This window comes from Paenibacillus sp. Y930 (assembly GCF_056786375.1).
Map to the genome: position 1 here is coordinate 726,536 of NZ_JBXCIX010000001.1, position 25,175 is coordinate 751,710.

At 38.9% G+C, this 25,175-nt stretch carries 21 protein-coding genes and 1 riboswitch; of the genes, 8 read left to right on the forward strand and 13 right to left on the reverse strand.

The features are described 5' to 3' along the window. Position 1: 1 nt before the first annotated feature. Positions 2-772: a DNA methyltransferase gene (locus AC1TO5_RS03530; RefSeq protein ID WP_482061392.1), complete on the reverse strand. Its 771-nt coding sequence runs from the start codon at positions 770-772 to the stop codon at positions 2-4. After that, on the reverse strand, positions 765-2,288 hold the full coding sequence (locus tag AC1TO5_RS03535; protein ID WP_482061393.1) for an Eco57I restriction-modification methylase domain-containing protein: 1,524 nt from the start codon (positions 2,286-2,288) through the stop codon (positions 765-767). The genes AC1TO5_RS03530 and AC1TO5_RS03535 overlap by 8 nt, the downstream gene beginning before the upstream one ends. 121 nt (positions 2,289-2,409) lie before the next feature. Between AC1TO5_RS03535 and AC1TO5_RS03540 the strand changes: the two genes are divergently transcribed. Next, positions 2,410-3,099 (forward strand): hypothetical protein, encoded by a 690-nt coding sequence (locus tag AC1TO5_RS03540; RefSeq protein ID WP_482061394.1) that lies wholly within the window; start codon positions 2,410-2,412, stop codon positions 3,097-3,099. A gap of 78 nt (positions 3,100-3,177) precedes the next feature. Continuing rightward, positions 3,178-3,720 (forward strand): RNA polymerase sporulation sigma factor SigK, encoded by a 543-nt coding sequence (gene sigK / locus AC1TO5_RS03545; RefSeq protein ID WP_482061812.1) that lies wholly within the window; start codon positions 3,178-3,180, stop codon positions 3,718-3,720. Positions 3,721-4,037: 317 nt separating this feature from the next. Here the strand turns inward: sigK and AC1TO5_RS03550 are convergent, their stop codons facing one another. Beyond that, complete coding sequence (locus AC1TO5_RS03550) at positions 4,038-6,125, reverse strand: transglycosylase domain-containing protein (RefSeq protein ID WP_482061395.1); 2,088 nt, start codon at positions 6,123-6,125, stop codon at positions 4,038-4,040. Between the two features lie 279 nt (positions 6,126-6,404). Between AC1TO5_RS03550 and AC1TO5_RS03555 the strand changes: the two genes are divergently transcribed. From AC1TO5_RS03555 to AC1TO5_RS03575, 5 genes are all read left to right on the forward strand, one after another. Beyond that, positions 6,405-8,906 (forward strand): glycoside hydrolase family 9 protein, encoded by a 2,502-nt coding sequence (locus AC1TO5_RS03555; RefSeq protein ID WP_482061396.1) that lies wholly within the window; start codon positions 6,405-6,407, stop codon positions 8,904-8,906. Positions 8,907-8,969: 63 nt separating this feature from the next. Further along, positions 8,970-9,542, forward strand: a complete 573-nt coding sequence (locus tag AC1TO5_RS03560; protein ID WP_482061397.1) for an LOG family protein — start codon at positions 8,970-8,972, stop codon at positions 9,540-9,542. A gap of 81 nt (positions 9,543-9,623) precedes the next feature. After that, a riboswitch (TPP riboswitch) is annotated at positions 9,624-9,734 on the forward strand. 75 nt (positions 9,735-9,809) lie between these two features. Continuing rightward, complete coding sequence (locus tag AC1TO5_RS03565; RefSeq protein ID WP_482061398.1) at positions 9,810-10,382, forward strand: ECF transporter S component; 573 nt, start codon at positions 9,810-9,812, stop codon at positions 10,380-10,382. 39 nt (positions 10,383-10,421) lie between these two features. Continuing rightward, a complete protein-coding gene (locus AC1TO5_RS03570) occupies positions 10,422-11,978 on the forward strand; it encodes an ATP-binding cassette domain-containing protein (protein ID WP_482061399.1) in 1,557 nt (518 codons plus the stop codon). Next, positions 11,944-12,708, forward strand: a complete 765-nt coding sequence (locus tag AC1TO5_RS03575; RefSeq protein ID WP_482061400.1) for an energy-coupling factor transporter transmembrane component T family protein — start codon at positions 11,944-11,946, stop codon at positions 12,706-12,708. Before AC1TO5_RS03570 ends, AC1TO5_RS03575 begins: the two co-directional genes overlap by 35 nt. On the opposite strand, the gene AC1TO5_RS03580 is transcribed toward AC1TO5_RS03575, so the two are convergent. Both AC1TO5_RS03580 and AC1TO5_RS03585 read right to left on the reverse strand, forming a co-directional pair. Further along, a complete protein-coding gene (locus tag AC1TO5_RS03580) occupies positions 12,701-13,690 on the reverse strand; it encodes a TRM11 family SAM-dependent methyltransferase (RefSeq protein WP_482061401.1) in 990 nt (329 codons plus the stop codon). The two genes, AC1TO5_RS03575 and AC1TO5_RS03580, sit on opposite strands and share 8 nt — an antisense overlap. 4 nt (positions 13,691-13,694) lie before the next feature. Continuing rightward, a complete protein-coding gene (locus AC1TO5_RS03585; protein WP_482061402.1) occupies positions 13,695-14,126 on the reverse strand; it encodes a zinc ribbon domain-containing protein in 432 nt (143 codons plus the stop codon). A 173-nt stretch (positions 14,127-14,299) separates the two neighbouring features. Between AC1TO5_RS03585 and AC1TO5_RS03590 the strand changes: the two genes are divergently transcribed. Further along, positions 14,300-14,965 carry a uracil-DNA glycosylase gene (locus AC1TO5_RS03590; RefSeq protein ID WP_482061403.1) on the forward strand — a complete coding sequence of 222 codons (666 nt, stop codon included), beginning with the start codon at positions 14,300-14,302 and terminating at the stop codon, positions 14,963-14,965. Here the strand turns inward: AC1TO5_RS03590 and AC1TO5_RS03595 are convergent, their stop codons facing one another. The 8 genes from AC1TO5_RS03595 to AC1TO5_RS03630 all read right to left on the reverse strand — a co-directional run bounded on the left by AC1TO5_RS03595 (position 14,966) and on the right by AC1TO5_RS03630 (position 25,147). Next, entirely contained in the window at positions 14,966-15,331 is a 366-nt protein-coding gene (locus tag AC1TO5_RS03595; protein ID WP_482061404.1) for a response regulator, read from the reverse strand. It abuts the gene before it with no gap. 345 nt (positions 15,332-15,676) lie between these two features. Then, positions 15,677-17,311, reverse strand: a complete 1,635-nt coding sequence (locus AC1TO5_RS03600; protein WP_482061405.1) for a type 2 periplasmic-binding domain-containing protein — start codon at positions 17,309-17,311, stop codon at positions 15,677-15,679. Between the two features lie 5 nt (positions 17,312-17,316). Continuing rightward, positions 17,317-18,708, reverse strand: a complete 1,392-nt coding sequence (locus AC1TO5_RS03605; RefSeq protein WP_482061406.1) for a response regulator — start codon at positions 18,706-18,708, stop codon at positions 17,317-17,319. Next, a complete protein-coding gene (locus tag AC1TO5_RS03610; protein WP_482061407.1) occupies positions 18,701-20,452 on the reverse strand; it encodes a sensor histidine kinase in 1,752 nt (583 codons plus the stop codon). Before AC1TO5_RS03610 ends, AC1TO5_RS03605 begins: the two co-directional genes overlap by 8 nt. A 128-nt stretch (positions 20,453-20,580) precedes the next feature. Next, positions 20,581-22,368 carry a type 2 periplasmic-binding domain-containing protein gene (locus tag AC1TO5_RS03615; protein WP_482061408.1) on the reverse strand — a complete coding sequence of 596 codons (1,788 nt, stop codon included), beginning with the start codon at positions 22,366-22,368 and terminating at the stop codon, positions 20,581-20,583. Between the two features lie 128 nt (positions 22,369-22,496). Continuing rightward, positions 22,497-23,393, reverse strand: a complete 897-nt coding sequence (locus AC1TO5_RS03620; RefSeq protein WP_482061409.1) for a carbohydrate ABC transporter permease — start codon at positions 23,391-23,393, stop codon at positions 22,497-22,499. A gap of 30 nt (positions 23,394-23,423) precedes the next feature. Further along, positions 23,424-24,368: an ABC transporter permease gene (locus tag AC1TO5_RS03625; protein ID WP_482061410.1), complete on the reverse strand. Its 945-nt coding sequence runs from the start codon at positions 24,366-24,368 to the stop codon at positions 23,424-23,426. Between the two features lie 431 nt (positions 24,369-24,799). Beyond that, complete coding sequence (locus AC1TO5_RS03630) at positions 24,800-25,147, reverse strand: hypothetical protein (protein WP_482061411.1); 348 nt, start codon at positions 25,145-25,147, stop codon at positions 24,800-24,802. Positions 25,148-25,175: the final 28 nt, after the last annotated feature.

Sequence of the window (25,175 nt, forward strand, 5' to 3'; positions counted from 1 at the left end):
CTCATTTTTTCAAAAATATTAATAAATACTCATGAACTTTATTTATTCTAAACCTATAAGGATATCCTAAAGTTTTCATATTGTTATATTCGTGCTGTCTATCCCAAATAATAATATCATCATAAATAAATCCAATTTTTTTCATTCTCTCAGCTAAATCACTATGCAGTGGAAAGAACTTATCCTTTTTTCGAATATCCATCACATTTACAATACAATACTTGTCTGACTTAAGTGTACGATGTACTTCAGTAAAAACAACTTCTAATAAATTCAAAAACTCCTCATAATTTGAGATATTCCCTAAATCTTCATTATTATCAGAATATCCCATTATGGTTTTTTTGTCTACACTTCGTTTCATATTTAAGATATCCCAATATGGCGGTGAAGTAATACACAGATCAAAGTGATTCTCATCAAAGTCCTTTAATACTTTAACACTATCACCATTAATGATTTTTACATTATCAGATTTACAACGTTCAGTTGCAATAGTACAATATTCTTTAGATAAATCAATACCGATACCTTTTGAGCCAGCTTTTAGGCAACCTTCCATTGTGGAACCAACACCATTGAATGGATCTAATACTAAACTTCCATTGCGAGAGAATGAGCGAATAAGTTTTTCAACTAAGTCCGAAGGATATGAAGCAGGATGACCTAATTTTTTTTCCACGGATGTTTTTTTCAAATCCCGCCAAATACTAAACGAATTTTGTAACCACTCTTTTCCTAATAAGTCATTTCTTCTTTTGTCATTATTCATGTTTTACCCACCTAGCTGATTGTATTTTCTTCATATAATTATCGATAAAATCTATTTCGTTTTTTTCCAACATATAACATTCGTAAACCTTATTATTTAATCTTTCATATAGTCCATACCATTCATCACTTAAATATTCAATCATCTGCAATTTGTCAACTAAATTTACTATTTCATTAAACTCGTCAATTTTCGGCATTTTTATAGGGATTTGTGAGAGATATTTTTTATCTGTATGAGCAGTCAACTTTGAAGAATTAAAACTAAACTTAAATAAATAATAGTTAATTAATCTTGAATGCAATACTCCCACCAAGAATTTACACACATTTGGATTACTATCTGTAATAACTGTAACAGTTTCTTTAGCTTCTAATTCCCCAGCAAAAGTTCCGATAATTCCAGACTCTGCACTGTATATGTTTTGAATAAAAATTTTATTTCCATCAGTTGGCACATCTATAGATTTAAAGCCGAATTTTTTGATATCTTTGCCACTTATTGCATCTTCACTTTTTGACCTTCCACGTCCAATATATCCACTACAGTACTTTTCTAATGTATCGTAGTTTCTTGTTAATTTTTCAAACACTGAATACTCATACTCAGAGGCGTAAATTCTGATGATATCATCAAAAACGTTTTGAAAAATACTAACATGCTCGACAAACTCATTGTTTTCAATAGTTTTAAATGCAATTTTCGAATCAACATTTGGAGTAGCTTTCTTTATTGTTAATACAATTTGTTCTCCTCTAACATCCTTGAAATAAGTTCCTATATCAACAATTGAAAGAATTTGATATTGCCCCAATATTAATTTTCTTAAATCACTATAAGTGGAAACATGTAAGAAATTTTTTGGTATTACATACGATAACGTACCATTTTCAACGAGCATATCTAAACTACGAATAATTGATCCGACAAATAAATTCCCAAAAATACTGCCATGAGGAACATATGGTGGATTTCCAACAATACAATCTGCCTTTTCTATGCCTAATACAGCTAATGTAGATTCAGCTGAATTATTTATACTATCGTAAACAACAATATTCTCAGAATCTATTAATGTCTTTAAGTATTTAATTGTATTATCGTCATTGTCAATTCCGTAAACATGAGTAAATCCTGCATTAATTGCACCAAATAAAAAACTGCCCATACCACAACAAGGATCAACTACTACTGAGTTGTTAGGGATTTTTAAATCCCTATAGATCATATCTACAAGATTATATGAAGTATAATATATTCCATTTTTTTTCTTGAATTCTTTATCAATTGTTGATTCATATTCTCTTTGAATTTCACTAAATTGATTATAGTTAACCATAATCTTATTTAGAACATTCTTTCTTTCATCCATAGGTTTTTTCGCGTTTTTCGGAATTTTCCACATCAATCCAACTTTTTCTGCCCCATGAATTCTTCCAGTTTTACAAAGCAAATTCACTCTTCTATTTGATATTCCCCATAACTCTGAAGCTTGTTTAGAAGTTAAAAAATTCATATAAATACATCCTCCCTGTTTGATTTTATTCCTACTTTGGAATAAAATCAAGTTGATTTCTACTCTTTGCTCATTGTATAATTTATCCATCTACAATACCTATCTGAAATGAGGCGATTGCATGTCCTTCTTTAATATAACTAAGACATCTTCTAGATTAATTGAAATACTAATAGACCAATTTTGGACAAACATCAAAGACATTACACATTTCGAATACGGATATGAGACACATATAACTGGAAATACCCAAACCTTGTTAAAAACACGCAATTCAATAACAGCAAAACACATTAGATTTGCACCTGACTTCTTAGTTTTTAATAACAATGTACCGAATACAGACTTTTTACTTGAATATAAAGTCACATTAACCCCTAGATATACATTAAAAGAGAGGCAATGGAATATAGGTCAAATAGAAGCCGATGCATTTGATAACTATTTGAATTTAGTTAACTCTAGAATACAAACAGCGATTGTTTTCTATTGTCCTTATCATTCAAGACCACTGCTATGTGGTATCCCAAATTTAAATTGGCTTGTGAATTCATATCGACAAAAAACAAACAATTCTACTGGAAGTGGTACTGATTTTTATAATATTGACCTAACTAAACTAGATACATTCGATAATTTTGTAGCTAATTTCCTTCAGATTAATCAAAACTCCATTTCTAATTTACTTACCAAATCTTTTTATTCAAACATAAGAGTTGACAATATACTTCAAACCACTCATGCCCAAAATAGCCAATATAATAATCAACAATTTATAACAGGATTTAACTGGCTAGACGAGTATAAGTAAACTTTATTTCAATAATTCATCCTTTTCTCTTCTCAAAGAGTATCCTATACCTGACCAAACAAGAGAAACTAGCTCTGAATAAATAATAACTTTACGCTGTACTTTGTTCATATCGTCAAAAAGTTTGACAATACAGGCGAGGATCAAGAGGATCTTATTTCCATCGGAACAATCGGCTTAATTAAAGCGATTGAAAGCTTTCAAACTGGTAAAGGTACAAAGTTAGCTACCTTTGCCGCAAGATGTATTGAGAACGAGATACTTATGCACCTTAGATCATTGAAAAAAACTCGTAAAGATGTTTCATTGCATGATCCGATTGGAACGGATAAAGAAGGAAACGAGATCACTTTAATAGATATACTCGGCAATGATGTGGATGACATCGCTGATCAGGTACAGCTTGAAATGGAAAAAAGTAAAATATATAAAAATCTAAGTATTCTTGATGATCGAGAAAAGGAAGTTGTTATTACAAGGTTCGGGTTGTTAAATGGCGGAGATGAACGTACCCAGCGTGAAATTGCGAAGGATCTTGGGATTAGTCGGAGTTATGTTTCTCGGATTGAGAAGCGTGCGCTGATGAAGCTTTATCATGAGTTTTATAAGGGGAAAAGGTAAAAAAAAGGCTAACGCTTGAGGATGGAGAAGTAATCTATATTGTAGATAAACAAAAGCACCTTATGTTGGAAATACGATTAAGTAACACAAATCGTACCCACTTTGAGGTGCTTTTTCATGCAGAGATAATATGCTGGGGCAGGTATTAATCTATATTTTCTAATTTGGAATAAACACATATAATAATAGTAGGGCGATGCCTAACCTGTTGTTGAGCTTGCATAGAAAAAAAGACTGATCCCGTCAAATGAATGGTCAGTTGGCAAGAAACTACCGTAGTACTGCACGAACATAGCAGTCACATTAGCTATTCTTCTTTATTCTTTATTCTTTTTCCCTTCTTCTTGCTTCCTTTTCTCTTCTTCTTTCTTCTTTTTATCTTCTTTTTTCTTCTCTTTTTTTCCTTCCTCCTCTTTTTTATTTCCCTGATTTGTTTTATTCACAATAGTAGTATTCTCTTTTTCTTTCGCTTGTTCGAGTATAGGACGTTTAAACTCAGATGTAGGAACATCCTTTAAGGCTAAGGACATCATTTCGCTGAATATTAAAGCAGGGTATTGCCCACCGGATGTTGTCAAATAATGATTGCTATCCGTGTGATCGTAGCCTAGCCAAACTGCCCCTACTAGCTCTGGCGTATAGCCGACAAACCATGCATCTTTAACACCTCCGGTGATCCCTTCGAACTGTTTGTTCTGTGGTAGCTGCGTCGATCCCGTTTTCCCAGCCACAGGACGATCGATTGCCGCATTCTTTCCTGTACCTTCCCTTACAACATCTCGCAGTATTTCGGTCATCGCATAAGCATTCTTTGGAGACATAATTTCAACCGGTTGGTGCTCTGCCTCAGCTAAAACCTGTCCGTCCACCGTTGAAATTTTCGTAATGGTATGCGCTTGAACCTGCACTCCAAGATTAGGGAACACACTATAGCCTTGCGCAATTTGAAGCGGTGACACTCCTTGGGACAACCCACCCAGTGCCACACTTAAATTACGATCTTCCTCTACTAGCGGAATACCGAGTTTCTCTACAAACTCTATGCCAGTATTAAGTCCAATTTCGTTCAACAGCCATACCGCTGGAATATTTCTGGATTGGATAACTGCCTCTTGAAGCGATACTTGCCCTAAAGTCAGGTGATCCACATTATTAGGTCGGTAACCCTGAATATCCAATGGACCATCATATAGTGTCGAATTTTCGTCGTACCCTCTTTCCAAAGCAGGTGCGTAGACGATTAATGGCTTGAATACCGATCCGGGTTGCCTGACAAGCTGTGTAGCATGATTGAAACCTCGGAATACATGCTCTCCTCGCTGGCCCACAATTCCGCGTATACCACCAGTTGACGGATCCATGATGACTGCCCCGCTCTGCAGCAACTGGTCGGATGCGCTTTCTGGGAACAAAGATTCATTGCGGTATGTTTCTTCCATTGCGTTCTGAACCACCGGATCCAGCTCTGTGTAGATGAGTAGATTTCCAGCAAGCAGTTGACGCTCGGTAAATCCATATACACGAATGGCCTCTTCGATTACTTCATCCATATATGAAGCATATTGACCTAACAAATGGTTGACCTGTTCCTGAGGAATTTCCTTCAGCACTTTAATCGGTTCTGCTTTGGCGTGTAGATAATCTGTTTCGGAGATAAAACCCTCATCTTTCATTAATCCTAGAACGAGGTTGCGACGCTCCAATGCAATCTCCTTATTTTTAAGGGGTGAATATCGACTTGGCGCTTTCGGTAATGCGGCAAGCAAAGCGCTCTCGGCCAATGTCAAATCATTCGTTTGTTTGCCGAAATACCGCTTGGCTGCCCTTTGCACTCCCCATTGGCCTTCTCCAAAATAAATTTGATTCAAATACATTTCGAGAATTTGGTCCTTATTATAAAGTGTCTCGATCTTGAGTGCATAAGCAGCTTCCGTCAGCTTGCGTGAAAATGTTTTTTCACCCGTTAGAAATACGTTCTTGGCAAGCTGCTGAGTAATCGTGCTTCCGCCTTGTACTGCACCGCCTTCCTTTGCATTACGGAAAGCTGCGCGAACAATTCCAAAGATGTCCACTCCGGTGTGATCATAATATCTCTTATCTTCGACCGCGACGATCGCCTGTTGGAGATGCAGCGGTACTTGATCGATCGAAACATATTCAATTTTTGCAGATGTGACCTCGGAACTAACCTCGCCGTACCGATCTATAAATTGGGTCGGAGCAGATATAGGAACGACTAGTTTGGCGATATCAAGAGTATGGATCCAATAGACCCCGATTGCTAATAGCGATAAAAGTAGAAGCATAATCCCGATGATCCATATTCGGAATCGCTTCACCAACTTAAAGATGCCGGAGAGCCTCCAGCGGGTTTCTTGGTTTTTATGTAAATGATGTTTATTCATAGATGCCTCCCACTATAGAAAAGAACGAACTTAGAGCGATCGATATTCTATAATAATGGGGAGCAATCGAGTGATAGTCAAATTAATATTTTGCCATAAAGATTGCTGATATATATTTACATATGTAATTCCATTCTTGATTTTGCTAATTGTTGTATACGAAATTGACACTACATACTCCACATGGTTTGGTTAATAAAAGCTAACGATAGAGCGAGTTATCAGCTATAATATATTGTATGATTATACCAAATAATAGAATAGAGGAGGAGAACAATAGTGGAAAAAGAAATGGATAACATTGCTCGTAACAAGCAGGGATTTAAGTTAAGCACCTTGTCAGGTTATTTTCAAAATATTGGTGTAGATATTATGGCCTTCGACGATATTTATCCGGAAGGGCATCAATCAGGTGTCAGCATCATCATGCATGGAAATCGCGTTGCTACGAACGGCGATATACGTTTTGAACAGACGCCTGGACAGTGGCAACCCGTACCAAAGCAAGGTAAGCGAGAACTGGATGAAGAGTTGAATACGATTACCACTTCGTTAAGTTTTCCGGACACATCAAGGCACCTTAAAGGTTTCAATCCGATGATCTATCCAGATTTTGAGTTCAATTACAAAGTGGTTGTTAAAGGTGAAGGCTCGTCGATCAAAGTGTCTGTAGATCTAGATAGACCGATACCTGACAAGTTTGTCGGTAAAATATGCTTTAACATGGAACTGTTTCCTGGCGTACTATTCGGAAAACCTTGGATTATGGACGACAGGCATGGAATTTTTCCGCAGCAGCCCAACGGACCGGTTCTATCGGTACCGCCCAATTATGTACATACTGGTAATTTTAGCGAACCCGATGCAAAGGCTGACACAAAGCGACTGTCTGGCGACAACAAGGGCTACAATCCGATCATTGCCGATGACCTCATCGCCGATCCGTATGCCGTTGGTAAACGCTTTACCTCACGGCCCGACGATCCGTACAACCGCTTTACTGTCGAAAGTAAGGGTGCAGAGCTTAAACTGTACGATGGCCGCATGAACCATAACAACGGCTGGTTTGTACTTAGTAGCGAAGTACCTAAAGGGGCGACCAACAATGCGATTCAATGGGTAATTACACCGAATGTTATAGAAGATTGGATGAATCCAGCAGTCGTTCAAACATCACAAGTAGGCTACCATCCGAAACAGACGAAAACGGCCATCATTGAACTTGATAAACGTGAAAATATACGCGAAAAACCAGTCCTTCTTAAAATAATCGAGACAGGCGAGAACAAGGTACTCTCGGCTCAAGGATTGGAATGGGGACAATTTCTCCGCTATCGCTATTTGAAATTCGACTTTACGGATATAAGGGAAGATGGTCTGTACAAAGTTCGTTACGGCTCGTCGGAATCGTCCGTATTCCGTATCGCCAGCGATGTTTATGACCGAGGCGTCTGGCAGCCGGTGCTGGAGTATTTTCTTCCGGTACAGATGTGTCATATGCGAGTGAGTGAAAAATACCGCGTATGGCATGGCCATTGTCATGATGACGACGCTCGGATGGCCCCGGTAAATTATAATCACTTCGATGGATACGAACAAGGGCCATCCACACTGACCCAATACAAACCAGGCGACGTCGTTCCAGGGCTGAATGTTGGGGGCTGGCACGATGCTGGTGATTTTGACCTTCGTGTCGAGTCACAATCTGCCGAATTTTACACCTTAGCCCTAGCGTATGAAGCCTTCGATGTCAATTATGATGTGACGACGATCGATCAAGACGAACGCATCGTTGAAATCCACCAACCAGACGGAAAGAACGACATCTTACAGCAAATCGAGCATGGTGTCTTGTCCGTCGTAGGTAGTTATCGTGCATTGGGGCGGCTGTATCGTGGGATTATCGAAAACGACCTGCGGCAGTATGTACATCTTGGCGACAGCGCGACGATGACTGACGGTATTAAAGGAAATGATGACGACCGCTGGGTGTTCACCGAGAATAATCCGCCGCGCGAATTGACGACCGCTGCTCATCTGGCTGCCGCTTCCCGCGCATTGCAAGATTTCAACCATATATTAAGTGCTCAAGCATTGCAGGCCGCCTCCGAGATCTTTAAAGTGACAGATGGATCCAGTCCCGCCAAGGAGGCAAAATTACTTGCCGCTGTAGAATTATTCCTCACCACCGGCGAACAACAATATAAAGACTTTCTACTATCAGAATCCGATTATATCGTCGACTCCATTGACAAGGTGGGCTGGTTTACCGCAAGAGCCGAGAAAGTGCTGAATGACGCTAGTTTCACCAAAAAGATTCGCGATGCATTACCTGCTTTGAAAGAACAGTTTGCGCAGCAGAGCGCCGAAACACCTTATGGAATACCGTATCGCCCGCATATATGGGGTGCTGGATGGGGGATCCAAAGACTGGGATTTGAGTACTATTTCCTACATAATACATATCCTGATATTTTCGATCCCGAATTAGCTCTTAATGCGCTTAACTTTGTTCTTGGATGTCACCCTGGATCCAATACGGCGTCGTTCGCGTCGGGTGTCGGGGCTATATCGGCAACAGTAGGGTATGGACTTAATCGCGCTGATTGGTCGTATATTCCCGGCGGCGTCATCTCTGGCACTGCATTGATTCGCCCCGACTTTCCCGAACTGTTGGTCTTCCCTTATTTGTGGCAACAAGTGGAATATGTAATGGGAGGCGGTTCTACACATTTTATGTTCTTAGCATTAGCGGTGCAGCAAATTACGGCCGATAAATAAATAATAAGTGTAGTATGATTACGCTAGATATAGATACACAATTAATTAGAATTGAGGACTATTATGAAAACCATTGCAGTATATTGCGGCTCCAGTATGGGCGCATCCGAGGTATATCGTGAAGCAGCGATAAAGCTTGGCAAAGAATTAGTTAGACGTAAGCTGACACTTGTATACGGTGGAGCAAGCGTTGGAATTATGGGTATCATTGCTGATACGGTACTACAAGAAGGTGGAGAAGTTATCGGAGTCATTCCTGCCTTATTAGAGCAACGCGAAATTTCGCATCATGGACTTACCAAGCTTATTAAAGTAGACAATATGCATGAGCGTAAACATAAGATGATCGAATTAGCCGATGGCTTTATTGCATTACCGGGCGGACCTGGTACGATGGAAGAGTTTTTTGAAGTATTCACTTGGAGTCAGATTGGTCTACATCAGAAGCCTTGTGGATTATTGAATGTAAATGGCTACTATGACCATCTACTCTCCTTCTTCGATCATATGCAGCAGGAGCAATTTTTGAAGCCAATGTATAACGAGATGAACCTTGTAGCTAATGATGCTGCCGAATTACTTAATCAGTTCTCAAGCTTCACTCACCCAGGCTTGAAAACATATGAAAAAATTTAGATTACTGCTACAACCGAAACTTTCCTTCCAAAAGTTATTGTATAATATAGGAAACTGTAGTAAGTTATAAGACAGTTGCATATGAAACCGTCCGGGTGCTTGAGGAATCAGGCTGAGATAGTAGCTAGTACCGCTACTGACCGTTGATCTGAACTGGATAATACCAGCGTAGAGAATGGGGTTCTAGAAGAAATTTTTCTGACCGTCTGCGTATTACCAGACGGTCTTTTTATGCTTCCATCACAAAAAATGTTGGAGGTTAGCAGTATGAACAAATTAAAGCTTACAGATGTTGTCGTCATTATTATGATTGGTATTGTTTTCGGAGTTATTATGCATTTCTGGGATAATCTTTACAGTGTAGTGAAACCGATACTCCCAACTTTTAGACAATTGATTTATGGCATGTGGTTCATGGTTGGTCCCTTTGCCTATCTAGTTGTCCGCAAACCTGGTGCCGCTCTAATCGCTAGTGTTGCAGCTTCTGCCCTATCCTCGATTATGGCATCAGCAGGCTTAGAAGTATTAATGTATGGATTTGTACAAGGACTTGCTGCTGAGCTTGTATTTGCTAGTTTCCGCTACAAAAAATATAATTTAGTCGTTGCTGGCTTGGCGGGAGTTCTGTCATGTCTAGGTAGTTTTATGCTAGATCTTGGCTATGGCTATGCCGATCTTGAAACTTGGGCTTTAATCGTGAAATACGGCTTACGCGTCATTAGTGCATTTATCTTTACAGGTATTTTTGCTTACTATATTGTTCGTGCATTAGAGAAAACAAAAGTGACGTCGTTAGTACGACCGATTGATCAAAAAGAATTCGAGCAATTGCAAAAATAATGAAGTAATGCTGGAAGCATACGAATGGAGGGATAGCGTTTGGCTAATATCGCAGTAAGTGTGGAGCAATTACGGCTCAAATTCAGTGGAGAGCAAAGATTAGTCTTCCAAGATTTCAACTTACATATCGCTGAAGGAGAGAAGATTCTTATTCTCGGTCCTAGCGGCTCGGGAAAATCTACATTGCTACAAGTACTAAGTGGTATTATCCCTACCTACTCCTCTGTTCCGATGCACTGTACATCGATTCAGACGCCAGAACATTGGGGATTTGTCTTTCAAGATCCTGACACCCAATTTTGTATGCGCTATGTTGATGAGGAGCTTGCCTTCGTCTTAGAAAATCGACAAATGGCTCGCGAGTTAATGGAGCCAGCGATGCGTCATGTCCTTGATGTAGTTGGGCTTCAACTTCCATCACTGCATACGCCGATTGGAAGACTCTCCCAAGGGATGAAGCAGCGACTTGCTTTGGCAGCAGTACTGCTGTTAGAGCCTCATACCGTTTTCCTTGATGAGCCTTCCGCTCTACTTGACCCCGAAGGGAAACAGCTTATTTGGGAAAGTTTGCGTAACAGTTTACAGCAGCATACTGTCATTGTTGTCGAACATCATGTAGATGGTATACTCGATTGGTTTGATCGAGTTGTTATATTGAATGAATCAGGCGTAATTGTTGCTGATGATACCCCCTCTTCTATCTTTGAAACTCAGCAGCAATTACTGCTTCAATATGGCATTTGGTATCCGAATGTATGGCAAACCTATTTATCTGGGCAGAAGCATATTTCTTATCATACTGCTACTCCCACTAGTACTAATATCATCATCGAACTTGAGCAGTTCAGTGGTTCGCGAGGCAATCGTACACTTATCGAAGTCGAGCATGCTACGATTACAGAAGGTTCATGGATTGCTATTACAGGTGCGAATGGCGCAGGAAAAAGCTCATTACTGCTTGCGTTAGCTCGTCTAATCGATAGCAGCGGACAATATAAAATATACGACCAAGCGATCGCAACTGGTAAATCAAGAAAGTTAACAGTACCGCTAGAAATCTCTTATGTATTTCAAAGTCCTGAACTACAATTCATCGCGGATACTATTTATGAGGAGTTACTCCATTCCTACAAGCAGGACATATCTCAACCCGATTACAAAAGCAGCAAAGCTCATAAGAAGCAGCAGGGGCATAAACCGCAGAATGATTACATGGAGACCATTCAAAACTTATTTGCTCAATTCAGATTACATATGCCATTAGATCGACATCCCTTTGAATGTTCCGTTGGTCAAAAACGCCGACTTAGTATATTAACAGCGATGGTAGAGCAACGACCGATTCTATTGTTAGATGAACCTACCTTCGGTCAGGATGCTGCCAACACATTTACCATTATTGAGAAGCTTCAGCAAATGAACGCACAAGGTGTTACGATTATGATGATTACGCATGACCCTATTATTGCTTCACATATTGCTAGTGAGGAGTGGCATATTGCAGATGGTCGTCTACATTCGATAACAATCAACAATCAACACAGAGAAAGAGGTGATGCTAGTGGACAATGTATGGAATTGGTTCATACCAACTAAGACAACATGGCTTCATGATGTCAATCCAGCATTCAAATTCGTGGTCCTGATGGCAATTATGATCTTTCTCTTTTTCAGTCGCAATGCCGAGCAGTACATTTTACTATTTATTAGCTTTAGTATGTTGTTATGGACGATGAGCGGCTTCCCTATTCGTAAATTAGCCCTGCTGCATATTCCGATAATAATTTCAGCTATCTCCTCAGCGTTTACGCTTTTGTTGTTCGGAAGAGGTCAAGAAGTTTTGTGGCAGTGGGGAATTATGAAGATTTCAGAAGAAAGCATTGCTTCGGCAACGCTTATTGGTAGTAAGTCTGTCCTTATTGGAATCGTTAGTCTGATCCTCTTGTTAACGACATCTCCAACATTATTACTCTACTCTCTGATGCAACAATTACGTTTACCTGCTAAATACGTATATGCATTTATGGCTGGTATTCGCTTAATTCCAATCATTATTGAAGAATTTCATATTCGTACACAAGCACTTAACGTACGGCGCATGCAATTAGGAAATGGGGTTCGTTCACTATTTGTACGAATGAAACTTTATTTCATCCCGCTCCTCGCTCAAAGCATTCGTCGTGCACACCGCATTGGGATTTCCATGGAAGCGAAGCAATTTCAAGCGAAAAGAACTTATTATTATGTAACGAAATATAGCATCAACGATATGATTCTATTGATTTATGTTAGCTTTAGCATCATTATTACGTTTTCCTTCAGCTAGTACTACATAGAAATACATCACGCTTGAAATGTGCTTTTTCGATACATGCTTCATCTTCAATCCGAAAGCCAAGCTCCATTAATTCCGTTCTAATTGGCTCCACCGATACAATAATTACTCGGCTAGCCATGGAACTTAATGATCGTAGCATTTCATACCGCTCATCCGCTGGAAGAACTGAGCAATGATTATAAGGGAGATCGACTATCGCGACATCATATGTTGTTTCTATTTCAATCATATTATGAATACGTAATTCACAATGGTAATCGAATGCTGCCATATTTTCTCGCGCGCCAACTACAGCAAGTGGATTGATATCGCCGCCCGATGCTTTGATCCCTTGCGAGCATGCTTCCATCAATACTGTACCGATTCCACAGCATGGATCGAAGAATTGAATGCTTTCATTCAATGATGGTACAGCAATATTGACTAATGACCGAGCTACCTTTGTACTTAATGCAGTCGAATAATGCCGCGGTTTATCATTATGCCGTTGCCAGATTGGATCATGCCACTCCAGCTCGCCAAACACCCAAGCTTCCTCGAGCTGTATTACTCCTAGCAGTAGTTCAGGCTGCTTCAAATCCACTTCGCCCTTCACTTGTCCGCCAAGCTGCTGCTCGATTATTCGTCGCTCTTGGAAAGCGATCCGCTCTACTTGTTCGCCTCGCATTTGATCGAGTGCAACTACTTTATAGGTTCGTGTAACTTGAGGCAATAGTGATACTTTATCCAGTAAAGTGTCCAGATCAGAGCCTTCGCACCAGATGGCAAGCCGGTATTTGACGAACGGACTCCGATCGACATGTTGCTGTATTTCACTGCGCAACAGTATGGTGGAATAATCTACATCAAAGCTTGCGCCCCATAATGCTCTCATCTCCATACTGCATAGCGATCTCTCCTGCTCATGACAAGTAATCCGATATATATAATCCGTTATACTTGTTGTATTTGCTACGTTTTGCTGGCTCATATAACTATTCCTTTGTATCTAGCTTATTATTCTGAACAAGTAATTGTACCGTATTGTTGTCATCCTCAATATTAGCGATCTCATGAATCGGAAACGGCTCATGACATTTGCTACATTCTCTAGCATCAAAGGCATTATGATGTTGGCAATGAGGACATGACTTCTCGTCGTTAAGATTATGAATCTGATGTGTATTTTGTTCCATTTCAAATTTCAGTATATTAACTTGTTCTAATTCACTTGCAAACAAAGCCGGTTCTAGTGCAATGCTTTGATCCACATATTGAGATACCTTTTCCCCAATTTGCTTATAGAGCGAATTAATTTCCGATTGCTTTGAAACATTAATAAGTCGTAACTTATTCACTTCCACAACGATTTTTGCTTTCTGACCTGCTTCAGAGACACCGCTCTTGATTTTATCCATTAAGCTCATATGTCATACTCCTCAACTTTTTATTAGCTTCCTGATACTACTACTTGGAATAAAAAGTAACATCGGAAGCATTAACTAATTTTTTATTAATTTCTCGAAACATTGGGCTGAAGGTTGATTCTAGCAAATTCTTATAGTATTGTTCACCTTATAGTATGAGAGAGGGAGAATGAATGATGCAATTACCTAACAATCAGTGGGGACAAATACTGCAAGCAGAATATAATACATCCTATTTTGAGCAACTATCACAATTTATCGAATTAGAATATGAACAGCATATAATATATCCATCGAAGAATCAAATATTTCATGCACTACATTTGACAGATTACGATAGAACAAGAGTAGTAATATTAGGGCAGGATCCTTATCACGGAGAAGGTCAGGCTGAAGGATTAGCATTTTCTGTTGCTAATTCGATGCCCTTGCCGCCATCATTGCGCAATATTATGAAGGAACGATTTAATGATCTAGCAATTGCTGAGTCTGGAAACGGTTCATTAGAAAAGTGGGCCAGACAAGGGGTATTACTGCTCAACACGGTGCTTACCGTACGAGCAGGTGCAGCAAATTCTCATCAGAAAAAGGGCTGGGAATTGTTCACTGATGCTATTATTACTAAGTTAAGCAGTAAAGAGGAGCCTCTTATTTTCGTCCTATGGGGTAAGCCCGCGCAGCATAAAAAACGACTTATCGCTTCTCATCACATTATTGTGGAGTCTGTACATCCTAGTCCACTAGCAGCCTATCGCGGCTTTTTTGGAAGCAAACCATTCTCCAAAGTTAATGAGCATCTTAGCTCATTAGGTCATCCGCCTATCGATTGGAATAACTAACTAGACACGCTCATATAGCCTTTCAACGGCAGCTATAATACGATCCTCCTGGAAGGGCTTCACGATGAAGTCCTTCACGCCAATATCAATCATATGCATAATTAGATCATGTTGACTCATCGCAGAACAAATAATAATTTGAGCATTAGGATGCTGACCTATTATAGTCTCCGTTGCTTCTAATCCATCCATAATCGGTAATGTTACATCCATCGTTACAATATCAGGTTTATGTATATCGTACAAACGAATAGCTTCTTCTCCATTTGACGCTTCTGCTACAATCTCGCATCCGTTAGCTTCAAGTATCTCCCTCAATATTAAGCGCATAAAAGCAGCAGCATCAACAATCATAACCCGTTTCATTGAACACGCACACATCCTTTGACAGTTATTACTATAGTGTATTCAATTGTACTGAACAATAACTGAAAGAATCCGAAATCATACTTTCGATGGGGTCATGATGAAACGAAACCCAGCAATGTGTACGGTTCAAGTACACGAGCGGGCATTCTCTTGCACGAGGCTTAAAATAAAGGTTCAAAACATTCGCTTGTCAGCATCAAGAAGATGACCCACAGCGGAAACGAGTAGCACAGTGTACGTTATTGGTACACGAGCACACGCAGGCTTTCGATGGGGAGGCATATTCGCCGTCGAATAAGCTACGTTAGCATAATCATCGTGATCACAAGTGGATGTTTTGAACTACCTCTCCTCATATGCTTGACTAGCTTCCTTTAATAGATGTATCCCCCCCGAACTCAACCACTCTTCGACGAATTGATCGAATGCCTCAATAGGTAATTCACCAGTTATTATTTTCAAGAAATAATCCATTTCAAGCGCAATTAACGCATCCCAATATTGCTCATAAGCCTCGATATGCTCGACATTATAGCTTTCCACCATCACCATTGGTTTCTTTGATATCTTTCCACCTAGTAAATAAGATTGCGCATTACTCCACGCCTCCATATCTTTTTTCGGTTGCTCCTGTTCCCGCATAACATACTCATATAATTTTGCTTGTTCAGAATTCAGTGTCTCTACATCTATTTCATCATTCATCGTTTGCATTAGTGTATCGTATCGCTTCGTTACCCCGTCGGGATCATCTAATAATAGGTCGAATGGGAAGTAATTGCGAAGCTGAGTTCCCAATTGCTGAGCTGTAGCTCGAATCGCTTTGCTACTCTCATCATCCATCCCTTCATGTCTTTCTAATGTAGTTGTTAAGTTTAATAGCTCGACAGCTACTTCTGGATTATTATAATTTTTACGTACAACAAGATATCGATCAGTAATCGGTGATGTTTTTGTAATAAATTGCCCTTGCTCACTTAAGGGTGCGGCAAAAACATTCCATTCCGCTTTCGTATCTTGAGACACCGAGGCACTTAGTGGCCAGAAAGGAGCCCACCACGGAGCAAACAGAATACCCATCTGATTTTCTGCAACATATATATTAGAGTCCTTTCTAAGCATAAAGTCTCGATCGATAATCCCCTTTTCATACCACTGTGCTAAACGAATCAACGCCTGCTTCGTCGCCTCTTGAATCGACCCATATACGAGAATTCCTTCCGAGTTAACAATCCAATTTTGCGGGAAAGAATGATGGGCCGAGAAAAAAGAATTTAAGCCAAACACACCTGTTTTATCTTGATATACCAATGATTTTTCGACAGGTATTCCAAGCGTATCATCTTCACCATTGTCATCCGGATCATCATGAACGAATGCATATGAGATTTGCTCAATATCTTCAAGCGTTCGCGGCATAGGAAGCTTTAATTTGTCCAACCAATCTTGGCGTACCCACAAATAAGTAGGAGCATCTGCTTCTATCCCTACATTAGGCAATGCATATAATTTCTGATCAATAGTAGCTTCCTCAAGTGCTTTACCATTCGTTGCATTATAGATCGACTTTACTAGATCTGAGCTGTGGATTTCATACACTTCTGTAAGATCTGCAATCATATCTTGCTGTACTAAATAATTTAACTGCTTGCGATTAACTATGAACAGATCAGGCAAATCATTACTACGAATGGCTAGATCCATCTTCGTGCTGTATTGCTCTTCACCACTTGCATCCCAACTATATTGAATAATAATTCCTGTTTTTTCGTAAATGTAGCGCGACATGAAATTCTCTTCCCCTACATCACCTTCCGGCAGCTCAATCTCTGAATAAGAATATGGAATACGTAAAATAACAGGTTCAGTGTATTTATCTTCATTAGCAATCGCAGCTTCGTTATTGGGTGCTAACGCACAGCTTGTCATAAGCAACGAGCATACTAATCCGAACCAAAGTAGTCTAACTGTTTTCATTGTGCTCACCTCACCTCATAATGCAACGAACGATATTCTGTTGGATATACCCCGAGCTGTGCTCTAAACGTACGACTAAAATATTTATGATCATCCAAACCAATTTTATTCGCTATTTCAGAAATCGTGAGCTGTGTACTTAATAGTAGTTCTTTAGCTGTTTCAATACGTAAATGACGCAATACCTCTCCAAATGAAACGCCAAAAAATCGTTTGAAGCATTGACTAAAATAACTTCTACTCATCCCTACTTGATGTGCGATATCATTCTGGTTCAACTCAGAACCAATTTGATTATACATACTTTGAATCGCTTTGATCATACAGATCACGACATCATGAGACAACGTTAAGTCAGTCATTCTACCACGTAAATGTAAAGATAATTGTAATAGCCACTGCTCTAATTTTGCCCATTGTGATATATCCGGTGCGGACAGTGGTGATTGGGAATCATCATCATGCCATTTTATTGTTAACACAAGCTGTGTATATAGTTGCTCTATTAATGGAATAACATATTGGGGATCTGGTTGGATAGCTAACGTAGCTCGCTGCCATCGTTGCCACTCTTGAGGAAATAGTAACCATCTATATTGTAGCTTTTCATCGTTCCATTGCTTTAGCTGCTGTTCCACTACCTTTTCATCTCTTTGGGATAACGCTTGAACGAGTTCGTTCTCTGTAATCGTCAACGTATCATCATGTGCATAATAAAAAAAATAGTTCAGTAACTCATGCTTCAACCATTGTTCAACTTCATGATGTCCTGCCCGTTCACTGCGCTCAATATAGATTACATCACCATATTGCACTATATCGCCTTGCTCTAATTGTACGATCTGCCCGGCATGCTCACCATCAAGCCGCAACAAGTGCTTACTAATCTGGCTATACGTTAAACTAGCTGGTAGCTGCTCCTGCATATAGTTGCTATCTACCTTTGTCATTCCTCTCAACAAAAAGTATACTCCACCCTTATAAAAAGCTGGTTGCTCTTGCATCTTCTTTTCTTTATCACGCTTTAAACGCGAAATAATTCTTGTTACGATTTCATCTACATTATCCCGATTCAATAATGTTTTTACGATATAATCAATAGCTCCGATTTGAAGTGCCTCCTGGACATAATCAAATTCATGATGACAGGTTAGTACTACAAATTGCACTTCAGGATATCGCTCTTGTACCCGCTTCATTAGCTCGAATCCGTTCATAATTGGCATCGTTATATCAACAAACATAACATCGACAGATTGCTCGGCTAGAAATTGAAGTGCTTGTATGCCATCTTTCGCTTCACCAACAAATGAGATACCGTATTTTTGCCAATTCGTTAAAGATAGTAACCCTTTACGTACCATTCTTTCATCATCAACGACAAGTGCGTTAATCATAACGTTCCTCCTCTAGCGTTAATGGAATAATGACGGATAAACAAGTTCCTACTCCTACTTCACTCTCAATTTCTAGATGACTTGAGTTGCCATAAAAGCGTTCTAATAAACGCTGCACATAACTAAGCCCGATCCCCATTCCGATACTGGAACTTTCATATCTGCGTTCTAATATTTGTTGTCGCGTCAATTCGTCTACACCTGGACCATTATCTCTAACTTCTAATTTCAAAGTGAGCTCAGTATGTTGAACGATAGAAATAGCTATTAGACTAGTGCCATCACTTCTACCATGATAAATTGCGTTCTCTACCATCGGTTGCAGTAAAAATCTCGGAACTGAAATAGATTTCAAGCTATCATCGACATCGATTTCAAACTGTAACTCATCTTCATAACGAATATAATGAAGATCTATATAGTTTTGCAATGCAGCTAATTCATCCGAAATCGTCACAATCAAACTACCTTTTCCCATATTGTAATGCAGAACTTTAACGAGCAACGTAACAATTCGATCAATACTATCCTGTTCATTCGCCCGCGCTAGCCACTGCACTGTATTCAATGTATTATGTAGAAAATGAGGATTGATCTGACTTAGTAGCTTCTCTATTTCTAATTGCAATTTTTTACGCTCATTCGAGGAAACCTCTTCGATTAGTTCATTGACCGTCCGCTTCATCACTTGAAAATTACTGAGTAATGTATCAAATTCTTCAATCCCAATATTTTTTACAGGCGCTTCCCGATCACCAGTCATTCGTACGATTTCTAGATTAACGCGGCGTAAAGAGCCATATACTTTGCGCCATATGATCATCGCTATAATAAATGCTAACACGAGTGACCCGAGCACTAAAATAACCATGCGCCATACCCATTCATTAATTTCATGATTGTACGCACTCTTTTTCACCGCTATAACAAGCTTCCAGCCCTGAATACTTTCATAGCCAAATACATAATTGCCTTCTAGCTGTTCGAGTCCATTGTCGACCATTTGCCAATTCAATGATTCAGGTGCAAATGGCGGATCACCAACATCTGCATATAGCACTTCATTTTGCTCAGAGATTAAATAATGATGAACGGGCATAGCGTACCAATTACTATTCATCATCTTGCGGAACATATTATAATTAGATTCTAAGTAAATGTAGATCGAATCATCACTGCTCGTCTTCACTTCTCGGATCGAGGAAAATACGATATTATCATTATTTTTATATTGAGTCGTATGAGGTCCGAAGTAAGCGGTTCCATTATATCGAATAAATAACGGTAAATGATCGATATTAAAATCATCGCGAACCGTTAAATTGTTAAACAATATCGATTGTTCCGTATTTTCATGATAGTACACCATCAAACCTATATTAGGATTTGTAAAATTAACGACATTGAACGTATCATCTATATATTGAATAAGGTTGGCTTTTTCAGTTTGCTTCTCTGATTGGATATATTCATTGACACGAGTAGCTGTTTGACCATCTAACGCAAACTGCTTTGACACGAAATCCATATTACTAAGTAAATTTTCTATGCCCATCGCTTCTTGTTTCAAACCCGCTTCAATACCTGCTGATATTTTATGCTTCAATATAGAGTGCATAGCAGTATAGGTATAACCTGCTAATAAAGCAGGTGGGCACAAACAAGCAATTAACAAATAAATAATGAGTGTTCTTCGCAACGTACTCCGTTTGAACAATTGCTGGATTCTATTTATAATCTTCATACGTAAGCAACCTCATTTGTAGGCTTTATTAATATTGTAATCAAAATAGTTAATAATGGAAACAGTTTAAAATAAAGTAAGGAAACTATGCGCTAGTTTCCTTACTTTATTAATACTTTACGTACGAATTATGAATTTTTACGGAAATCAAACACTACTTTATGCTGTTCATTATTGAATTCAACAACCTCATCATAGCCAAGACCTTTTGCTTTATTGATCATCTCTTCCTTTAACGTATTAAAGTGAGCTTCATCGTTAGCATAGATCAATTTCCATGAATACTCTTTAATTACTGAAGCAACTTGACCTTGTTTTTGCTTCAGATCGTCACTCATTTCTACATATGGCTTACCTGTAAAGATAGCTTTTTCTACAGCTAGTTTATTGTTTTTCACAAACCATTCTACAGGCGTATTAGCACCCATTGCCGCTCTCCAATTTTCATCTAATTTGGTAGGGCTCTTTGCAAGAGTAGATGTCCATAACTGATAATCATATGGGTCACCGGTCTCTGGGTTAATCATACTTAATTTGAATGTTGTATTATTGATTTGGTTGCGTCCATCATCCCAAACACCGCCACCAAATTCTGCAGGAATAGCTGTTTTGTTAGCAGGGAATGCCTCTTCACCAAGTGCAGTTAATACTGGTTTCCCATCGACAAGCTCCCACGCCATTCCTTCTGGACCATAGTTAGCTGTCATCGTCCCTTCCGGAGTATACAGCCAATCAATCAGTTCCATTACACGATCAGGATGTTTCGTTTTGGAGCCAATTGCATATACTCGACCACCACCATATGGATTAAAGCCATATGAATAAGATCTTGCTTCATTGAACGGTACAAGGTGGAAGCCTTTACCTTCTGCAGTACGTTCAGGTGTATTGTAAGCATCATCAAACCATGAGAACCATGAGAATAAAACTTGACCATCCGTCATTTTATTAATGGCATCACCAAAGTTTTGTGTAATAGAATCAGGATCAACTAAACCCATTTGATTGGCATCAAAGTAAAGTTTTAATCCTCTCATATAATAGCTATCTTCATCAAGAATAGCTTGAACATCTTCTGTATCTGCTGATACTAAAGTGAAGCCACCTGGGTTGAAGCCGTCAGCTTCTTCATAACCATGCATACCTGCCCAAGCTTTATTATTCATCATCATATTGCCATCCCAGTCAGCCCACATAGAGAATGCATATGTTGGCTTGCCGCTATCACTTTTTGGTTCAAGCTCTTGCATTGCTTTAAGTACTGAAAGGTAATCCTCCATTTTATTGATTTCTGGTCTACCTAGTGCTTCATATAGATCCCAACGTAGGTTAGGATGATAGTTAAGCTCTTGAGCTTCAGAAGGACCATCACTATCTGGACCAATTTCATTACCAACACTATAAAGTCCAGTACCGCCACCAAATTGTGCTATGTTTTTCTCTAGCGCTTTCGGGGCATTAGCTAGCAGATTTTTACCGTATTGATCAATTAAGCCATCCTTGTTCCAGTCAAGAAGCATGCCAGCTGCAATCGCATCAGTATATTTGGCATCAGTATCACCGAATACAACTAGATCACCAAGGTCGCCACCTGCCATCATCGTTTGGAATTTTGTATCGCCTCCACCTTCAAGGTTAGATGCGATAATATTGATGTTAATATTGAACTTTTCTTTCACCGTATGGGCAAACCAACCTGTTTGCTCACCAGAGAAATTCGAAAGCATAGAGAAAATATCAATAGTAATTTCCTCACGTGTAGCAGGCTCAACGACATCAGTACCTGCATCGCTAGTCTTCGGAGCTGGAGTAGCGGTAGTTTTCGGGTCATTGCCTTTAGAGCCACATGCTGCTAATAATGAAATACACATCACCAATACTAATAGCGTTACTAACGACCTCTTTGTTTTAACCATTTTTATTACTCCCTTCTTATAGTAAACTTTGAACACATACTTTAAGAAAACCACCTCCTACAAACTTTTTGTTAAAAAAGTTACATCGAAAGCATTAGCTACAAACTTTTCAAGTACTTCATGTTGAGTTAGCCTTTCACTGCACCGATCATAATTCCTTTTACAAAATAACGTTGGAAGAATGGATACACTGCTAGAATTGGAGTAACGACAATCATCGCTACAGTTGTTCTAACCGATGTAGACGTTTGCAATTTTGACAAATCAATATTTTCCAATCCTTGACCCGATTTAATAATTGCTGCCAATGAGTTCGATTCATTCAAATATTTATATAGTACAAATTGCAATGTGTAGTATTTATCTTTCGTCATAAGAAAGACCGTATCCATAAATGAATTCCACTGATTGACTGCTGAGAAAATTGCAATCGTAGCAACGATTGGCATAATAAGTGGAAATACGATACGTGTGAACAATGTAAATGTACCGGCTCCATCCATCTCAGCTGATTCTTCAAGTGCTTCAGGTAATGATTCAACAAAGGTTTTTACTAGAATGACGTTAAAGGGTGATATAATTGCCGGGAGAATATACGCCCAAAAATTATTTGTTAAGTTCAAATTCATCATAACGATAAACCAAGGTATGATTCCTGCATTAAAGTACATCGTTACAATAACGAAGCGGTACCAAAATACACGGCCGGCCATTTTACGTTTTGTGAACAAATAACCGAGAAATGCTGAACCAATTACAGTACCTATTGTTCCAAGTACCGTTCTGCCCACTGATACTAATGCAGCTTGTGACAGGCCCTTTACTTTCAATACTTCTACATAATTCGAGAAATGTATGCCCTTCGGGTAAAAAGTTACACTCCCCGCAGCACTTAGAGCATTATTACTTATCGTTTGTATGAACAAATAGTAAAATGGAAATATACAGATCAGCGTTAATATAGCGAAGCCTAAGTAATTCAAAATCGAAAATAATTGATCAGTAAAGCTACGTCGTTGCGTCATACGATGTTCTCCTCCCGTACAGTGATTGAACTAAATAACAGATTCCCCTCTTACCCATTTCGAAAGTTGATTCGCGACAAAGAGTAAGAATATACTTACAAATGATTTCAGCATACTAACAGCAGTAGCAAAGGAGAAGTTATAACCGACAAGTCCTGTGTTGTATACGTACAAATCGAGAACCTCTATCGAGTCCTTATTCAAACTGTTTTGGAAGACAAAGTATTGTTCTAGACCGTTATTCATAAAGTTTGCAATCGATAGCAATAGCAGTACGAAGAACGTTGACATAACACCAGGTAACGTGATGTGCCACATTAAGCGGAAACGTCCCGCACCATCAACCTTCGCAGCATCGTATAATTCTTGATCTATTGAAGTAATGGCAGCAATGTAGAGAATTGCACTCCATCCTAGCGTTTTCCATATATTCCATAGTGTCATTTTGATCCAAATGAAATCTGGCGAAGCTAAGTAATTAACAGCTTTTTCTTGAAAGCCTAGCTCAATCATTAACTTATTAACAATTCCGTTATCGACTGAAAACAACATGAATGCAATCGCGTATACAAGTACCCAGCTAATAAAGTTAGGTAATGTGGTTAACGTCTGTACCATTCGCTTATACCAATTCGTCTTAACTTCAACGAGTAATACTGCGAATATAACGGGCAAAACTGATGTTAAAATCCCTAATATACTAATACCGAATGTATTCTTTATAACTCTAGTAACTTCTTTTACTTGAACTTCATTGTTTATGATTGAAGTAAACCATTTAAATCCAACAAATTCAGTTTCCAATAACGGGAATCCAACGCGATAATTGAAGAACGCGTACGTCCACCCATATAACGGGAAGTAACTAAATACAAAAACTAATATTAAAAATGGTGAAGCATACAGCAATAAGCGATATTTCGTACTTATTGTAAACTTTTTTCGAATCGGTTTACTTTCAAGTGCAGGATTCATAGTTACCCTCCTAAAACTTTTCATGAGCTACTTATCATACTTCCTTGGTGATGAAAAGTAACTTCGGAAGCATACACTAAAACTTTTCATAACTTACTGCTATACTTCCTTGGTGATGAAAAGTAGCATCGGAAGCATATGCTACAACAATTCGTAAGCGCTTACTATTCTTGTGTAAATTCATTTTATGCTTTATTTGATTGATAGAGGGATGGAAAGTTGTCTGTGAAATAGTAAAAAAAGTGTGTAATTAACCAACATATTTCATCGCCTATCACACATTTTTCTACCCCAGCTCGTGGAAAGAACATTAAAAAAGCGAGTACAGAACGGTTTTCACCATTCTGTACTCGCTTTTAATTGTAGTAGCCGGAACAACCAATGAAACGAAATAATCATCGTGATCACAAGTGGATGTTTTGAACTTCCTCTCATTTCTTATCAATGATCAACGCAATTTGTTGACGAACCGTATACGTCTCCTTAAGTTGATCTTCTTGAAGAGCTCCAACTTTAATGAGACCCGTTATTTTTCCTTGATCAGGCTTGGATAACATACGCCAAAGTTCGGGATCAGGTAGCGCATCATATAGTAAATTTTCCTGATATTCTTTACGCTCAGACGTCACCAATTTCACTTTATAGCTACCGATAATCTGCTCTTTGCTATCTTCCTCCACCATCTTCGCCATTATCTGTTCCTTCAATTGAGCCAATTCTTGTTCAATTAACTTTTGCTTTTTCTTCAATTGATAATAACGGCTAACTTCAATTTTCATATTATCATCCCCTTACAGAACATAATAT

What these genes read in the sequence shown, in the direction of transcription:
- AC1TO5_RS03530 (WP_482061392.1), bottom strand. Translation starts at nt 772, where the DNA reads ATGAATAATGACAAAAGAAGAAATGACTTATTAGGAAAAGAGTGGTTA.
- AC1TO5_RS03535 (WP_482061393.1), bottom strand. Translation starts at nt 2,288, where the DNA reads ATGAATTTTTTAACTTCTAAACAAGCTTCAGAGTTATGGGGAATATCA.
- AC1TO5_RS03540 (WP_482061394.1), top strand. Translation starts at nt 2,410, where the DNA reads ATGTCCTTCTTTAATATAACTAAGACATCTTCTAGATTAATTGAAATA.
- AC1TO5_RS03550 (WP_482061395.1), bottom strand. Translation starts at nt 6,125, where the DNA reads ATGAATAAACATCATTTACATAAAAACCAAGAAACCCGCTGGAGGCTC.
- AC1TO5_RS03560 (WP_482061397.1), top strand. Translation starts at nt 8,970, where the DNA reads ATGAAAACCATTGCAGTATATTGCGGCTCCAGTATGGGCGCATCCGAG.
- AC1TO5_RS03565 (WP_482061398.1), top strand. Translation starts at nt 9,810, where the DNA reads ATGAACAAATTAAAGCTTACAGATGTTGTCGTCATTATTATGATTGGT.
- AC1TO5_RS03580 (WP_482061401.1), bottom strand. Translation starts at nt 13,690, where the DNA reads ATGAGCCAGCAAAACGTAGCAAATACAACAAGTATAACGGATTATATA.
- AC1TO5_RS03585 (WP_482061402.1), bottom strand. Translation starts at nt 14,126, where the DNA reads ATGAGCTTAATGGATAAAATCAAGAGCGGTGTCTCTGAAGCAGGTCAG.
- AC1TO5_RS03590 (WP_482061403.1), top strand. Translation starts at nt 14,300, where the DNA reads ATGATGCAATTACCTAACAATCAGTGGGGACAAATACTGCAAGCAGAA.
- AC1TO5_RS03595 (WP_482061404.1), bottom strand. Translation starts at nt 15,331, where the DNA reads ATGAAACGGGTTATGATTGTTGATGCTGCTGCTTTTATGCGCTTAATA.
- AC1TO5_RS03600 (WP_482061405.1), bottom strand. Translation starts at nt 17,311, where the DNA reads ATGAAAACAGTTAGACTACTTTGGTTCGGATTAGTATGCTCGTTGCTT.
- AC1TO5_RS03605 (WP_482061406.1), bottom strand. Translation starts at nt 18,708, where the DNA reads ATGATTAACGCACTTGTCGTTGATGATGAAAGAATGGTACGTAAAGGG.
- AC1TO5_RS03610 (WP_482061407.1), bottom strand. Translation starts at nt 20,452, where the DNA reads ATGAAGATTATAAATAGAATCCAGCAATTGTTCAAACGGAGTACGTTG.
- AC1TO5_RS03615 (WP_482061408.1), bottom strand. Translation starts at nt 22,368, where the DNA reads ATGGTTAAAACAAAGAGGTCGTTAGTAACGCTATTAGTATTGGTGATG.
- AC1TO5_RS03620 (WP_482061409.1), bottom strand. Translation starts at nt 23,393, where the DNA reads ATGACGCAACGACGTAGCTTTACTGATCAATTATTTTCGATTTTGAAT.
- AC1TO5_RS03625 (WP_482061410.1), bottom strand. Translation starts at nt 24,368, where the DNA reads ATGAATCCTGCACTTGAAAGTAAACCGATTCGAAAAAAGTTTACAATA.
- AC1TO5_RS03630 (WP_482061411.1), bottom strand. Translation starts at nt 25,147, where the DNA reads ATGAAAATTGAAGTTAGCCGTTATTATCAATTGAAGAAAAAGCAAAAG.